The organism is Microbacterium sp. LWO12-1.2, from assembly GCF_040675875.1.
In the GTDB taxonomy this organism is placed as follows: domain Bacteria; phylum Actinomycetota; class Actinomycetes; order Actinomycetales; family Microbacteriaceae; genus Microbacterium.
This window is the reverse complement of the sequence record NZ_JBEGII010000001.1, coordinates 812,508-826,962: the sequence shown is the minus strand read 5'-3', so window position 1 is coordinate 826,962 and position 14,455 is coordinate 812,508. Positions and strand designations below refer to the sequence as shown.

Annotated in this window: 10 protein-coding genes; 1 reads left to right on the top strand and 9 read right to left on the bottom strand. The window is 67.7% G+C overall.

The window, feature by feature from the left end:
• Nucleotides 1-56: 56 nt before the first annotated feature.
• Complete coding sequence (locus MRBLWO12_RS03835; RefSeq protein ID WP_363552861.1) at nucleotides 57-1,511, bottom strand: GuaB1 family IMP dehydrogenase-related protein; 1,455 nt, start codon at nucleotides 1,509-1,511, stop codon at nucleotides 57-59.
• Nucleotides 1,512-1,672: 161 nt separating this feature from the next.
• Here MRBLWO12_RS03835 and MRBLWO12_RS03830 point away from each other — a divergent pair, with 161 nt between their 5' ends.
• On the top strand, nucleotides 1,673-5,359 hold the full coding sequence (locus MRBLWO12_RS03830; protein WP_363552859.1) for a multifunctional oxoglutarate decarboxylase/oxoglutarate dehydrogenase thiamine pyrophosphate-binding subunit/dihydrolipoyllysine-residue succinyltransferase subunit: 3,687 nt from the start codon (nucleotides 1,673-1,675) through the stop codon (nucleotides 5,357-5,359).
• Nucleotides 5,360-5,455: 96 nt separating this feature from the next.
• On the opposite strand, the gene MRBLWO12_RS03825 is transcribed toward MRBLWO12_RS03830, so the two are convergent.
• Genes MRBLWO12_RS03825 through MRBLWO12_RS03790 form a run of 8 tightly spaced genes read right to left on the bottom strand, consistent with a single transcriptional unit; the run spans nucleotide 5,456 to nucleotide 14,347 of the window.
• A complete protein-coding gene (locus MRBLWO12_RS03825) occupies nucleotides 5,456-6,475 on the bottom strand; it encodes an N-acetylglucosamine kinase (RefSeq protein WP_363552857.1) in 1,020 nt (339 codons plus the stop codon).
• Complete coding sequence (locus MRBLWO12_RS03820; protein WP_363552855.1) at nucleotides 6,472-7,728, bottom strand: 6-phospho-beta-glucosidase; 1,257 nt, start codon at nucleotides 7,726-7,728, stop codon at nucleotides 6,472-6,474. The genes MRBLWO12_RS03825 and MRBLWO12_RS03820 overlap by 4 nt, the downstream gene beginning before the upstream one ends.
• A gap of 41 nt (nucleotides 7,729-7,769) precedes the next feature.
• The gene (locus MRBLWO12_RS03815; protein WP_363552853.1) at nucleotides 7,770-8,939 is read right to left on the bottom strand and encodes an ROK family transcriptional regulator; all 1,170 of its coding nucleotides are present in this window, start codon (nucleotides 8,937-8,939) and stop codon (nucleotides 7,770-7,772) included.
• Nucleotides 8,936-9,802, bottom strand: coding sequence for an ABC transporter ATP-binding protein (locus MRBLWO12_RS03810; RefSeq protein ID WP_363552851.1), 867 nt, complete (start codon nucleotides 9,800-9,802; stop codon nucleotides 8,936-8,938). The genes MRBLWO12_RS03815 and MRBLWO12_RS03810 overlap by 4 nt, the downstream gene beginning before the upstream one ends.
• Entirely contained in the window at nucleotides 9,799-10,656 is an 858-nt protein-coding gene (locus MRBLWO12_RS03805; RefSeq protein WP_363552849.1) for an ABC transporter ATP-binding protein, read from the bottom strand. Before MRBLWO12_RS03805 ends, MRBLWO12_RS03810 begins: the two co-directional genes overlap by 4 nt.
• Nucleotides 10,653-11,645, bottom strand: coding sequence for an ABC transporter permease (locus tag MRBLWO12_RS03800; RefSeq protein WP_363552847.1), 993 nt, complete (start codon nucleotides 11,643-11,645; stop codon nucleotides 10,653-10,655). The genes MRBLWO12_RS03805 and MRBLWO12_RS03800 overlap by 4 nt, the downstream gene beginning before the upstream one ends.
• On the bottom strand, nucleotides 11,638-12,642 hold the full coding sequence (locus MRBLWO12_RS03795; RefSeq protein ID WP_363552845.1) for an ABC transporter permease: 1,005 nt from the start codon (nucleotides 12,640-12,642) through the stop codon (nucleotides 11,638-11,640). Before MRBLWO12_RS03795 ends, MRBLWO12_RS03800 begins: the two co-directional genes overlap by 8 nt.
• A gap of 40 nt (nucleotides 12,643-12,682) precedes the next feature.
• Nucleotides 12,683-14,347: an ABC transporter substrate-binding protein gene (locus MRBLWO12_RS03790; protein WP_363552843.1), complete on the bottom strand. Its 1,665-nt coding sequence runs from the start codon at nucleotides 14,345-14,347 to the stop codon at nucleotides 12,683-12,685.
• Nucleotides 14,348-14,455 lie beyond the last annotated feature (108 nt).

Below are 14,455 nucleotides of genomic sequence, written 5' to 3'. Positions count from 1 at the left end.
AGGGTCGTCCATGGTGACGACGATTCTACCGAAATCCGCTGAGATCGCGACGCGGCTCACCAGCTGACCGGCAGGGCCTTCCCCTCCTCGTATCCGGCCGCCGACTGGAGGCCGACCAGCGCGCGCTCGTGGAACTCGGGAACCGACGAGGCTCCGGCGTAGGTGAAGGACGAGCGCACGCCCGAGGTGATCATGTCGAGCAGATCCTCCACACCGGGACGCAGCGGGTCGAGGTAGATCTTCGACGACGAGATGCCCTCAGCGAAGAGCTCCTTGCGCGCGCGCTCGTAGGCATCGAGCCGCTCGAACCTGGCCTGGACGGCTTTGGTCGACGCCATGCCCCACGATTCCTTGAAGATGCGCCCATCGCTGTCCCGCTGCAGCGCACCCGGCGCCTCGATCGTGCCGGCGAACCACGATCCGATCATCACGGATGCCGCACCGGCGGCGAGCGCGAGCGCGACGTCGCGCGGATACCGCACGCCCCCGTCCGCCCAGACGTGGGCTCCGAGCTCCCGTGCGGCCTGCGCCGTCTCGAGGACCGCGGAGAACTGTGGCCGACCGACGGCCGTCATCATGCGCGTCGTGCACATCGCACCCGGTCCGACGCCGACCTTGAGGATCGTCGCTCCCGCGTCCACCAGGTCGTTCACGCCGTCGGCAGTGACGATGTTGCCGGCGACGATGGGGATGTCGAGGCCGAGTTCGGCAACGGCGCGGAGTGCGCGCAGCATCCCCTCCTGATGCCCGTGCGCGGTGTCGACCACCAGCACGTCGACCCCTGCGGCGGCGAGCGCCCGTGCCTTGGAGGCCACATCACCGTTGATCCCCACGGCCGCCGCGACGGCGAGACGGCCATCGCCGTCGAGCGCCGGCCCGTACAGGGTCGACCGCAGGGCGCTGCGGGCGCTCAGCGTGCCGACGAGATGGCCGTGGTGGCTGACCGTGACCATCTCGACCCCGGCATCGGTGATGACGTCGAACGCATGGCGCTCTGAGCCGATGTCGTCCGCATCGAGCGACGGTGTGCCCGTACGGACCAGATCCCCCAGCTGCGCGTCGGGCAATGCCGTGGCCAGGCGGGTCGCCGGCAGGATGCCGAGGATCTGGTCGACCTCGATCTCGCCTCTGCCATGGGCGACGACGATGCCGTGGCCCGCCGTCGCCGGGAGCAGACGGAGGGCCTCGGCGACGGGAGCTTCCGGCGGGAGCACGAGTGGCGTGTCCCACAGCACCGGCTGGGCCTTCACATCACTGATCGCCTGATCCAGATCCTGCAGCGGCATGTCCTGCGGCAGCACCCCGATGCCTCCGCGGCGGGCGAGCACGGCGGCCAGCCGCGGTCCCGTCACGGAGTTCATGTTCGAGGCAACCAGTGGCAGCGTTGCCGGCGTGCCGTCGTGCGGGGCGAGATCGACTTGAAGACGACTGGTGACCGCGGATCTGCGCGGCACCAGGAACACGTCCGAGTAGGTCAGATCGACAGTCGGCTGCTCACCAGAGAACTCCATGTCTCCACGCTACTCAGATCGTGGAGATCTGGGCGCATGGGTTCGACGATTCCCAGGGGGAAACACGTTAGGCTTGTTGGTCGAGAGTGTGCGAGCCCGAGCGCATCTTTGCGCGGCGTGCCAACACAGTGAGATTCAGCGATGAAAGAGGGCGATCGAGCGTGTCGAACCAGGTGACCGGCGTCGGGGGCGACGGGGGGTTCGGAGCCAATTCCTGGCTCGTCGAAGAGCTCTATGAGCAGTTCAAGGTGAACCGCGACTCCGTGGACAAGGAGTGGTGGCCGATCCTCGAGAAGTACCACTCCGACACCACCGGTGCCGCAGCGCCCGCAGCGCCCGCAGCGCCCGCAGAGGCCTCGGCACAGCCCGCGCACCCGGTCACAGCTCCCATCCCCGTGATCGGCTCCCAGCCCGTCGCGCGGACGACGACCAAGCCTGCCGCTGCCGCTCCGATCCCTGCGCAGGCGCCGAAGCCCGCGGCGAAGGAAGCCGCGGACTCCGCCGAGGAAGACAAGGTCACCCCGCTTCGCGGTCTCCCCAAGACTCTCGCCGCGAACATGGACGAGTCGCTGACCGTTCCGACCGCGACCAGCGTGCGCACGGTGCCGGCCAAGCTGATGATCGACAACCGCATCGTCATCAACAACCACATGGCGCGCACCCGCGGCGGCAAGATCAGCTTCACCCACCTCATCGGCTGGGCACTCATCCGCACGCTCGACGAGTTCCGCAGCCAGAACGTGTTCTACGCCGAGATCGACGGCAAGGCATCGGTCGTCGCGCCGGCCCACGTGAACCTCGGCATCGCGATCGACCTCCCCAAGCCCGACGGCACCCGCGCGCTCATGGTGCCGAGCATCAAGCGTGCCGACACCATGACGTTCACCGAGTACCTGGTCGCCTACGAGGACCTCGTCACCCGGGCACGCAACAACAAGCTGACGGCCGCCGACTTCCAGGGCACCACGGTGTCGCTGACGAACCCCGGCGGCATCGGCACGGTGCACTCGGTCCCCCGTCTGATGAAGGGCCAGGGCTGCATCATCGGCGCCGGTGCCCTCGAGTACCCGGCCGAGTTCCAGGGCGCGAGCGAGAAGACGCTGAACGAGCTGGCGATCGGCAAGACGATCACCCTCACCAGCACCTACGATCACCGCGTGATCCAGGGCGCCGGCTCTGGCGAGTTCCTCAAGAAGGTGCACGAGCTGCTCATCGGGCAGCGCGGCTTCTACGACGACATCTTCGCCGCGCTCCGCATCCCGTACGCACCGATTCGCTGGAACCCCGACATCGCCGTCGACCTGGCTGAGCGCGTCGACAAGCAGTCCCGTGTGCAGGAGCTGATCAACTCCTTCCGCGTGCGTGGCCACCTGATGGCCGACATCGACCCGCTCGAGTACGTCCAGCGCTCGCACCCCGACCTCGAGATCGAGAGCCACGGACTGACGTTCTGGGACCTCGACCGCGAATTCGTCACCGGTGGATTCGGCGGACGTCGCATCGCCAAGCTGCGCGACATCCTCGGTGTGCTCCGTGACTCCTACTGCCGCACCCTCGGCATCGAGTACATGCACATCCAGGACCCGGAGCAGCGTCGCTGGTTCCAGGAGAAGGTCGAGCTCAAGTACCAGAAGCCCGGCCACGACGAGCAGCTGCGCGTGTTGCGCAAGCTGAACGAGGCCGAGGCGTTCGAGACCTTCCTGCAGACGAAGTTCGTCGGTCAGAAGCGCTTCTCGCTCGAGGGCGGCGAGTCGCTCGTCCCGCTGCTCGATGAGATCCTCCAGGGCGCGGCGAACGCGGGCCTCGAGGGCGCCGCGATCGGCATGGCCCACCGTGGTCGCCTCAACGTGCTCACCAACATCGCCGGCAAGACCTACGGCCAGGTGTTCCAGGAGTTCGAGGGAACCCAGACCCCCGGCAATCAGCGCGGTTCCGGTGACGTGAAGTACCACCTGGGCACAGAGGGCACCTTCATCGCAGAAGACGGAGCGGAGCTTCCGGTCTACCTCGCCGCCAACCCCTCGCATCTGGAGACGGTCGACGGCGTGCTCGAAGGCATCGTCCGCGCCAAGCAGGACCGCAAGCCGATCGGCACCTTCGCCTGGCTGCCGATCCTCGTGCACGGTGACGCCGCCTTCGCCGGCCAGGGCGTCGTGGTCGAGACGCTGCAGATGTCGCAGCTGCGCGGCTACCGCACCGGCGGCACGATCCACGTGGTCGTGAACAACCAGGTCGGATTCACCACCACTCCGAACGACGGCCGCACCTCGGTGTACGCCACCGATGTCGCCAAGACCATCCAGGCGCCGGTCTTCCACGTGAACGGCGACGACCCTGAAGCCGTCATCCATGTCGCGCAGCTCGCGTTCGAGTACCGCGAGCGGTTCCACCGCGACGTCGTGATCGACCTCGTCTGCTACCGCCGCCGCGGCCACAACGAGGGAGACGACCCCTCGATGACGCAGCCGCTGATGACGGATCTGATCCAGGCCAAGCGCTCCGTCCGCCGCCTCTACACCGAGTCGCTCGTCGGCCGCGGTGACATCACCGAGCAGGAGTACGACGAGGCCAAGGCCGACTTCCAGAACCGTCTGGAGATCGCCTTCGCAGAGACGCACGCCGCCGAGACCGGTGCGCTGCCGGTGGCGCCCGAGGCGCTGCCCGCCGAGGACCAGGTCGGAGCGCCCGATGTGACCGGCGTGCCGAACGAGGTCATCCAGCTCATCGGCGATGCCTTCGTGAACAAGCCCGAGGGCTTCACGGTGCACCCGAAGATCCAGCAGCTTCTCGAGAAGCGCCTCGACATGAGCCGCAACGGCAACATCGACTGGGGCTTCGGCGAGCTGCTCGCGTTCGGATCGCTGCTGGTCGAGGGCACCCCGGTGCGCTTCGCCGGTCAGGATGCACGGCGAGGCACCTTCGTGCAGCGTCACGCGACCCTGCACGACCGCGCGAACGGCCAGGAGTGGCTGCCGCTGTCGAACCTGTCCGATGCACAGGGCCGCTTCTTCATCTACGACTCGCTCCTCAGCGAGTACGCGGCGCTGGGCTTCGAGTACGGCTACTCGGTCGAGGCGCCCGAGGCACTCGTGCTGTGGGAGGCGCAGTTCGGCGACTTCGTCAACGGTGCGCAGTCGGTGATCGATGAGTACATCTCCGCCGCCGAGCAGAAGTGGGGCCAGCAGTCGAGCGTGACGCTGCTGCTCCCCCACGGCTACGAAGGACAGGGACCCGATCACTCCTCGGCGCGTATCGAGCGCTTCCTGCAGCTCTGCGCTCAGGAGAACATGATCGTGTCACGTCCGTCGACGCCGGCGTCCTACTTCCACCTGCTGCGCCGCCAGGCCTATGCACGTCCACGCAAGCCGCTGATCGTGTTCACGCCGAAGGCGATGCTGCGCCTGCGCGGCGCGACGAGCCCCGTCGAGGCGTTCACGCAGGGCCGCTTCGAGCCGGTGATCGACGACGACCGCGGTCTCGACCGCACGGCCGTCAAGCGGGTGCTCGTGCACTCGGGCAAGGTCCACTGGGACCTGCGCGCCGAGCTCGACAAGAAGCCGAACCCCGAGGTCGCCCTCGTCCGGCTGGAGCAGCTGTACCCGACTCCGATCGACGAGCTCAAGACGATCACGGACTCCTACCCCAACGCCGAGCTGGTGTGGGTCCAGGAGGAGCCGGAGAACCAGGGCGCCTGGCCGTTCCTGGCGCTGGCCTTCGCCGACGTCCCCGGCGACCGCTCGTTCCGCCCGGTCGCCCGCACCGCGTCGGCGTCACCGGCGACCGGCTCCTCGAAGGTGCACGCCGCCGAGCAGGCCACCCTGCTGCGTGAGGCACTCACGATCGACTGACAGACGGACACCACGAGGAAGGCGCCGTGACCTCCGGGGCACGGCGCCTTCCTCGTTCTCGCGTGTATGACGAATTCTCGTGTGGGTGACGGTGCATCAGCTCGCGGCGAGCGGCATCCTCTGGACGAACCGCACGTCCGAGCTCAGGAGGGTGGTCGCCCGCTCCATCGCCTGCCTGTCGGCACCCGCCGCCGCCAGCACCAGCAGAGCAGCGCCGAGCACCGGCGGAGCGTCGACCACGCTGAGCCGAGCGTTCGGCACCTGCTGAGCAAGCCCGGCGTGGATGTCGTCGAGCAGGAGCGGGTCGCGTCCTCTCGCCACCCCTCCGCCGAAGACCACCGGCACGTCGGTTTCACGCAGTCCGAGGCGATCGATGCAGGCGCGCGCGTAGGAGACGACTTCCTCGGCCTGACGCTGCACGACATCTCGCGCCACCGGATCCCCGGCGTGCGCGGCGGCGAACACCAAGGGAGCGAGTGGGGCGAACCCCTGGCCGGGGCGTCTGCCGAGGTGGACGTCCTCGATCAGGGCGGCCACGCTGGGCGCATCGACCGCGTCGAGAAGCAGGTCGACGAGCACGGTCGCAGGCCCGCGTCCGTCCTCCGCCCGTGCCGCATGCCAGACGACCGCGTCCCCCAGCTCGCCGCCGCCGCCCCAGTCCCCCGAGAGCGGTCCGAGCGCGGGAAAGCGCACCTGTGCGCCGTCCGCCCGCACGCCGATCGCGTTCATCCCGGTGCCGCAGATCACGGCGACGGCATTCGGTGCATCCGTTCCAGCGCGCAGCAGAGCGTGCAGGTCGTTCTCGACGATGACATCGCCCGCCCACGGCAGATCGGCGATCTCGGCGCGGAACACCGAGATCTCCTCGGCGAGATCGAGCCCCGACAGATACAGCCCCACCTGCGCCAGGGTCTGGGGATCACGCCCGCCGAGCGCCCGGCCGACGAGTTCGTCGATCACGCTCACGGATGTGGCGAGCCCTGCCAGCTGCGGACTCGATCCGCTGCCACGCTCCCAGGCGACCACCTCGCCGTCGACTCCGAGAAGGACGACATCCGTCTTCGACCCGCCCCCGTCGACGGCGAGCACGAGATCGGGCTTCGGCGCGGCAGTCACGCCCACTCCAGGAATCGCGCGTTCGCCACGAGCAGCAGATCGGTGAGCTTCTCGGCCCGATCGTGCTGCAGCACCAGCGGGTGCGCACGCATGGCGCGCAGCACCCGGTCTCGTCCCCCGTGGATCGCGGCGTCCAGCGCGACGCGCTCGTACCCCGCGACGGCGCCGATCAGCCCGCTGATGTCATCCGGCAGTGCGGCGACCGGCTCGGCCACGAATCGTCCGTCGATGTGGCGCGCCGGCACCTCGATCACGTGGTCGTCCGGCAGGAACGGGAGAACACCGTCGTTGCGGAGATTGACCACCCGAGGCACGTCCGTCCCTCCACGGATCGCGATCAGCAACTCGATCGCCGCTTCGGAGTAGAACGCGCCGCCGCGCTTCTCCAGGATCTCCGGCTTGGTGTCGACGGAAGGATCCGCATAGAGGCGGAGGAGATCCTGCTCGATCGCCCGCACCTCCTGGGCCCTCGTGGCGTGGTGGCGCTGCTCATGAAGCACCTCGTCGTGCGCGTAGTAGTAGCGCAGGTAGTACGAAGGGATCACTCCGAGCTGAGCGAGCAGCGCGGGCGCCAGCTCCACTGTCTCCGCGAGCTCGCCGAGACGATTCTCGAGAGCACCGGGCAACACATCCACCCCATCGACGAAGACGCCGCGTTCCCAGGTCAGGTGGTTCAGCCCGACGTGCGCCAGTTCGACCCGATCCGGTGCGACACCGGCCTCCTCGGCGAAGCGGCGCTGGAACCCGATGGCGACGTTGCAGAGCCCGACCGCGCGGTGTCCTGCCTGCAGGAGCGCACGGGTGACGATGCCGACGGGGTTCGTGAAGTCCACGATCCACGCGTCCTGTTTCGCATACTGCCGCACGACCTCAGCGATCCGCAGCACCACAGGAACCGTGCGCAGCGCCTTGGCCAGCCCTCCGGGACCGGTCGTCTCCTGACCGATGCAGTCGGCCTCGTGCGGCCAGCTCTCGTCCTGTTCCCTGGCGTCCTGTCCCCCGATGCGCAGCTGGATGAGCACGGCGTCCGCATCGCTCACCCCGGCGACGAGGTCGTCCGTGGCGATCAGCCGCGCAGGATGCCCGCCTCTGGCCAGCATCCGCCGGGAGATGGCCCCCACCAGGTCGAGGCGCGATCGGTCCGTGTCGACCAGCACCAGCTCCTCGATCGGGAGCTCGCTCTGCAGTCGGATGAAGCCGTCGATCAGCTCCGGAGTGTACGTCGATCCGCCGCCGACGATGGCCAGTTTCATCTGTTCTCCTTGTTCATGGTTCGCCCGCTCGCCGGTCGGCGTCAGTCGGTGGGAATTCGTTCCTCGAGTCGGGCACGGATCTGCTCCACGAGCAGCCGGCGCGCTCCGACGAGGACGGCGCTATCACCGGTTCCGCTCAGAAGCACGTCGGGGGCGGGCCGTTCTTCCCGCTCCGCGCGGGCCGCGACGAGCTGCGCGAGGCGCGCACCCGCGGCAAGACAGGTGGGTCCGCCGAGGACGATCACGGCAGGGTCGAGAACGGCGAGCACCGGCTCGAGAGTCAGCGCGATGCGGTCGGCGACCACGTTCATCACAACGTCATCCTCGACGAGCTCCGCGATGCTCCCCTGCCCCGCACCTCCATGCGATCCGAGCAGCTCGAGGATCACCTGTTCGCCCAGCAGATCGGTGGTGACGGCGCCAGGCGCACCGGTTCCGGCCGCGACCGTCAGGTAGCCCACCTCGCCCGCGCTGCCGTGCATGCCGCGATGGATGCTGCCGTTCAGGTCGACGCCGACACCGAGGCCCACTCCCACCCACAGGAAGGCGAAGCTGCTCGCCTGCTGGGCAACTCCGATCGCCCGCTCGGCCATCGTGGCGAGGTTGACGTCGTTCTCCAGAGTCACCGAGACCCCCAGCTCGCGTTCGATGCGCGCCCGAGCACCGGATGACGGCCACCCCGGCAGCGAGTCCGTCAAAGAGAGCGCATCTCCCCCGCCGCTCACCGCCGCCTGCACGCCGACCGTCACGGCTTCGATGCAGCCTCGGTCGGCACCGGCCGCCGCACACGCGGCGTCGATGGCCCTGGCGATGTCGGCTTCGGGTGAGCGTTCCGTTCCCTGCACGGGCAGATCCACGATCGGATGCTCGGCCCCGGAGGCGTCGACCAGCACCGCCTGGATGCTCTCATCGAGCATGTTCACGGCGACCCCGGCGACGCGGTCCGTGCGCACACCCCAGCTCACGGCGCTCGGCCCCCGGCTGCCGGCGACCTCGCCCACCGGAAGAACGAGGTCGGCGCGTTCGAGTCGTGCGAGCATCTGCGTTGCGGTCGGCTTGGACATCCCCGAAAGCTCCCCCAGGCGCGAGCGCGTGAGGGGGCCGTGTTCGAGGATCAGACGCAGCGCCTCCCGGTCGTTCCTGGTGCGCAACCACGACGACGTGCCCGGATCGATCTGCGACGTGCCCCTGTTCTCCGGAGCGCGGGTCATGTGCTGCCGAGTTCTTGGCGGACTTCGTCGCGGAGGCGTCCGAGGTTCTCGGGCTCGGGGGCGGCGCCCAGCAGCGTCTTGGTGTACTCATGTTGCGGGTTCAGTATGACCTCGTCCGCGGCCCCGCGTTCGACGACGTCCCCGTGGAACAGCACCATGATCTCGTCGGAGAAGTGCCGGGCGGTCGCGAGATCATGCGTGATGTACAGCACGCCCAGGTTCTCCTCACGTTGCAGTTCCGCGAGCAGGTTCAGCACGCCCAACCGGATCGAGACGTCCAGCATCGACACCGGCTCGTCGGCGACGATGAACCGGGCCCCCGGTGCCAACGCCCGCGCGATCGCGACACGCTGCCGCTGCCCACCCGACAGCTCATGCGGGCGCCGGTCCGCGAAACCCGCCGCCGGCGACAGCCGCACCCGCTCCAACAACTCCAACGCCCGCTCGCGCACCTGCGCCCCCGACCAGGCCGGGTGATGCAGGCGCAATGGCCGCTCCAGGTGATGGGCGATCGTATGGAACGGGTTCAATGACGCGAACGGGTCCTGGAACACCATCTGCACCTCCGACCGATACCGCGCCAACGCCCGCCCCCTCGTGCCCGAGGCAGCGCCGTCCAACAGGATCTCCCCGCTGGTGGGAGTCTCCAGCTTCATCAGCATCCGCGCGATCGTCGACTTCCCCGACCCCGACTCCCCCACCAACGCCACGGTCCTGCCCGCGGCGATCGTGAACGACACGTCCTTCACCGCATGCAACGTGCGCGTCTTCACCCCCGACCGCAACTGGAAGTCCTTCACCAGGTTCCGTGCCTCGAGGGTCGGAACCCCCGCCGTGCCGATCATGGGACGAACTGCGCTCATCGGACCTGCTCCTCACTGGGCTGGTTGCCGGTGCGGACGAAGTCGCCGCGCTCGCCCGTCAACGACGGGAAGCTCGACAACAACTTCTTGGTGTACTCGTGCTGCGGCGCGCGGTAGATCTCCTCCGCCGTGCCCTCCTCCACGATCTGCCCCTGCAGCATCACCGCGATGCGATCGCTGATCTCGATCAGCATCGGCAGATCATGTGTGATGAAGATCACCGCGAAGCCCAGCCTCTCGCGCAGCCGCATGATCTCGCGGATGATCCCCCGCTGCACCACGACGTCGAGCGCCGTCGTCGGCTCATCCATGATCATCACCTGCGGATCCAGCGCGAGCGCCATCGCGATCATCATCCGCTGTCGCATGCCGCCCGACAGCTCATGCGGGAAACTTGTCAACCGGGCCGGGTCGACGCCCACCAACGTGAGGAGCTCCTCCGCCCTGGCCGTCTTCGCCTTCTTGCTCATCCCCGGGCGGTGCGTGTCGAAGATGTCGAAGATCTGGGCCCGCACGCTGATCACCGGGTTCAGCGAGTTCATCGCCCCCTGGAACACCATCGAGATCTTGTCCCACCGGAACGCCCGGAGCCCCTCCCCATCCAAACCCACGATGTCGATGTCATGACCGTCCCGGTCATGGAACACGATCTCCCCACCGGTCATCAACGCCGGCGCCTTCAACAACCGATTCATCCCATACGCGAGCGTGGTCTTCCCACACCCGGACTCGCCCGCGAGTCCCAGGATCTCCCCCCGGTTCAGCGTCAACGACACATTGCGGACGGCCTTCACCGGTGGATCCACCTCATACTCGATCGACACATTCCGCGCCGTCAGAACCGCCTCACTCATGCGACCGCTCCCTCTCCGCCGATACCGCGACCGGCCCGACGCGCGCGCCGCTGTCGACGCGCCGCCATCGGCACCAGCCGCAGCTTCGGGTTCACGACCTCGTCGATCGCGAAGTTGATCAACGACAGCGCCGTGCCGATGAGCGCGATGATCGCCCCCGGCGGCACGAACCACCACCAGGCCCCGCTGCCGACCGCCTGCCCGGTCTGCGCATCGTTGAGCACGGTCCCCAGAGTGATCGATCCCGTCGGTCCCAGACCGAGATACGAGAGCCCCGCCTCCCCCAACACTGCGAAGATCACCCCGAAGATGAGCTGCGCGGCCAGCAGCGGCACCAGGTTTGGAAGGATCTCCACGAAGATCACCCGCAGCGGACGCTCCCCCGCGACCACCGAGGCGGCGACATAGTCCCTGGTCCGCAGAGAGCGGGCCGTGCCGCGCAGCACCACGGCCGATCCCGCCCAGCCGGTGATCCCCAGCACCAGCGCCACCAGGAGCGAACTGCGCGCCAGGTCCCCGAGTCCCTCGGTGTGCTGCACGTATGCGGCGATCACCATGACGAGCGGCAGCCCCGGAATCACGAGCATGATGTTCGTCGCGAGCATCAGCAGCTCGTCCACGGCACCCCCGAAGTAGCCCGCGAGCACGCCGAACACGAGGGCGAGGACCAACGCCACCAACCCCGCGACGGCCCCGACGAACAGTGATCCCTGTGTGCCCGTGGCGACCTGCGACAGCACATCGAAGCCGAGCTTCGTCGTGCCGAGAGGATGCTCGGGACTCGGCGGCAGCAGCGGATCAAAGCCCGCATCCCGCGGATCACCGAGCGCCAGCGGGCCCAGGAGCCCGAACAACACGATCGCGCCGAGCATGATCACGCCGGTGGTGAGCTTCCCCGACATCCGTGGGAGGCGTCGTCGGACGCGGTCCGACTGGGCGACGGCCACGGCATGCGTGGATTCTGTGGGAGAAACGATCAGGTCAGCCATCGCGGCGCACTCTCGGGTCGATGAAGCCATAGAGAAGGTCGATCAGGAAGTTCGCCGCCAGCACCGTGAGGGTGATGACGAGGAACACCCCCTGCATCAGGGCGTAGTCGAGCCCCTGGACGGACTGGATCATCAGCTTTCCGAGACCGGGATAGCTGAACACCTGCTCCGTCACGATGGACCCCGCGACGACGAAGCCGAGCGCGATCCCGAAGCCGGCGAGGCTGGGGATCGACGCATTGCGCGCCGCGTATGCCGTCCGGATCCGTGAGGGCCGCAGCCCCTTGGCCTCCGCCGTGAGCACATAGTCCTCGGCCATCGTCTGGACCATCATGTTGCGCATGCCGAGCAGCCATCCGCCGACCGAGGAGATCACGATCGTGGCGGCAGGGAGCAGCGCGTGCACGAACGCGCTGGCGAAGAACGCCGGCGTGCACTCCGGTCCCGCCGGGAACTCGAACACGTCGTAGCCGCCGATGATGGGCAAGAGCCCCAGTTGCACAGAGAACACCGCGACGAGCACGAGCGCGAGCCAGAAGTACGGGATCGATTGGAGAAAGGTGGTGATCGGCACCAGCTGATCGAGCCAGGTGCCACGGAGCCACCCGACCCACGCGCCGGCGAGTATCCCCAGGACGAAGGAGATGATGGTCGCCGCTCCGACGAGTGTCACCGTCCACGGCAGCGCCGCGGAGATGAGCTCGCCCACCGGGGCCGGGTATCGGGTAGAGGAGATCCCGAGGTCACCCTGCAGCAACCGGCCCCAGTAGGCGAGGTACTGGTCCCACAGACTCGATCCCTGCTCCGCTCCGAGGATCGAGGTGATCGCCGTGATCGTCTCCTCGGAGAGCGGCCGCCCGCCGTTCGCACGCCGGAGCTTGCCCAGCATGATCGCGGCGGGATCGCCCGGCAGCAACCGCGGCAGGAGGAAGTTGAGGGAGATGGCAGCCCAGAGCGTGATCAGATAGAACCCGATGCGTCGCATCCAGAACTTCACGGGGCCCTCCTCTCAGTGGATCGGTCCATGGGAATGCGTCCTACTTCGTGACGGGGCTGAGGCGGGTCAGGATCACAGCCGAGGCGGTCGACAGGTACGGCAGCGGCGCCGCGTACATGTCGCTCTCGCTCGGCCACCCCGTGAAGTCGGCCGTGTTGAAGAAGGACTGCGAGGCGTTGAGCACAACCGGGATGTACGGCAGGTCCCGAGCGATCTCGGTCTGGATCGCCGCATAGGCCTGCTGCTTGATCGCCTCGTCCTGCGTCGCACCGGCCTTCTTCACGGCCTCGTCGACGACGGAGTTCGTGTAGCGCGAGTAGTTCTGCCCCTTCGTGGGCTCCTCGCCGACCGGGGCGCTCGCGGTCGTCGTGAAGTACTGGTCGTAGTTCGAGTAGGGGTCCGCGACGAGCGACTGCGTGAGTCCGTAGAGGGCGAGCTGGAACTCTCCGGTCGAGATCGGCGTCCAGTACTCTGCCTCCGATACCGTGCGGGCGTTCACACGGATGCCCGCCTCTGCCGCCTGGGCGCTGATGAGCTTCGCCGCATCGTTGTAGTCGGTCCAGCCGTCCGGAGAGAACAGGTCGAGCTCGATCGCCACACCGTCCTTGCCGTAGAAGCCGTCATTGCCCTTGGTGTAACCGGCGGCCTCGAGGATTCCCTCGGCGGATGCGGCATCGGGCTCCTGCGGGCTCGTCGCCAGCGCGGGGTCGCCCAGCCACTTCTCGTCGCGCGGCAGCAGCGCGAAGCTCGGCGACGACTCGCCGGAGAGACCTGCGAATGCCTTCTTGCTGATGGACGCGCGGTCGATCGCCACGTTCAGAGCCTGGCGGACGGCGGGATCGGTCTGTGCGCCAGAGCATCCCATCGCGGTATCGGCGCAGGTCATGATCACGGTGGGGTCCTGCTGCTGGTTCATCGTGCTGATCCGGCCGTTCGCCGTAACACCATCCGGGTTGGCGATGAACTGCCCGACCCAGTCGAGCTTGCCGGTCTTGAGGAGATCCTCCGACGACTGGTTCGAGTCGATGCCGATGTCCTGCACCTCCTTCACCTTCGGGGCGCCGTCGCGGAACAGCGAGTTCGCCTCGAGCGTGTAGGCCGCGTCCGTGAACGACTTCAGCTTGTACGGCCCCGATCCGACCGGCTTCGGGTTCGTCTCGGTCATGTAGTCGTCGATCTCGGACCAGATGTGCTCCGGGATGATCCAGGTCGATCCGAGGATCAGCGAGGCCGCGGTGAACTTCGCGGAGGAGTACGTGACGACGACGGTCGTGTCGTCGGGCGCCTCGGCCGAGACCATGTCGGGGTCGAGGTTCGATCCATACCCGAGGCTGAAGGCGACGTCGGCAGCCGTCAGGTCCTCGCCGTCGCTCCATTTCAGGTCGGGCTTGATGGTCACGGTAAGCACCGTGCCGTCTTCGTTGAACTCGTAGGTGTCACCGAGCAGCCCGACCGGGGCGTCGTCCGAGAGCTGATTGAAGAAGAAGAGCGGTTCGTAGATGGCACCGAACGTCATGTGCGTCGCCGTGTCGACAGCGAACGGGTTGAAGTTGTTCGTGATCGGCGTCATCGAGCCGGACCACATCCGGAGCGGGCGTTCACCTCCGGACGCGCTGCCACCGGGCGTGCAGCCGCCCAGTGCCAGCGCGAGTGCGGCGGCACCGGCGACGAGAGGAAGGGTTTTCCTCCAGCGGTTGTCGTGCATGGGAACCTCGTCTCAAGAGCTTCATTGCGGGAATCGAGCACGGCGAACAGGTGTCCGCCTGGAGGCGAGGTTATAGTAAAGGTTCTTTCCGGTAAAGACTTTTCCAAT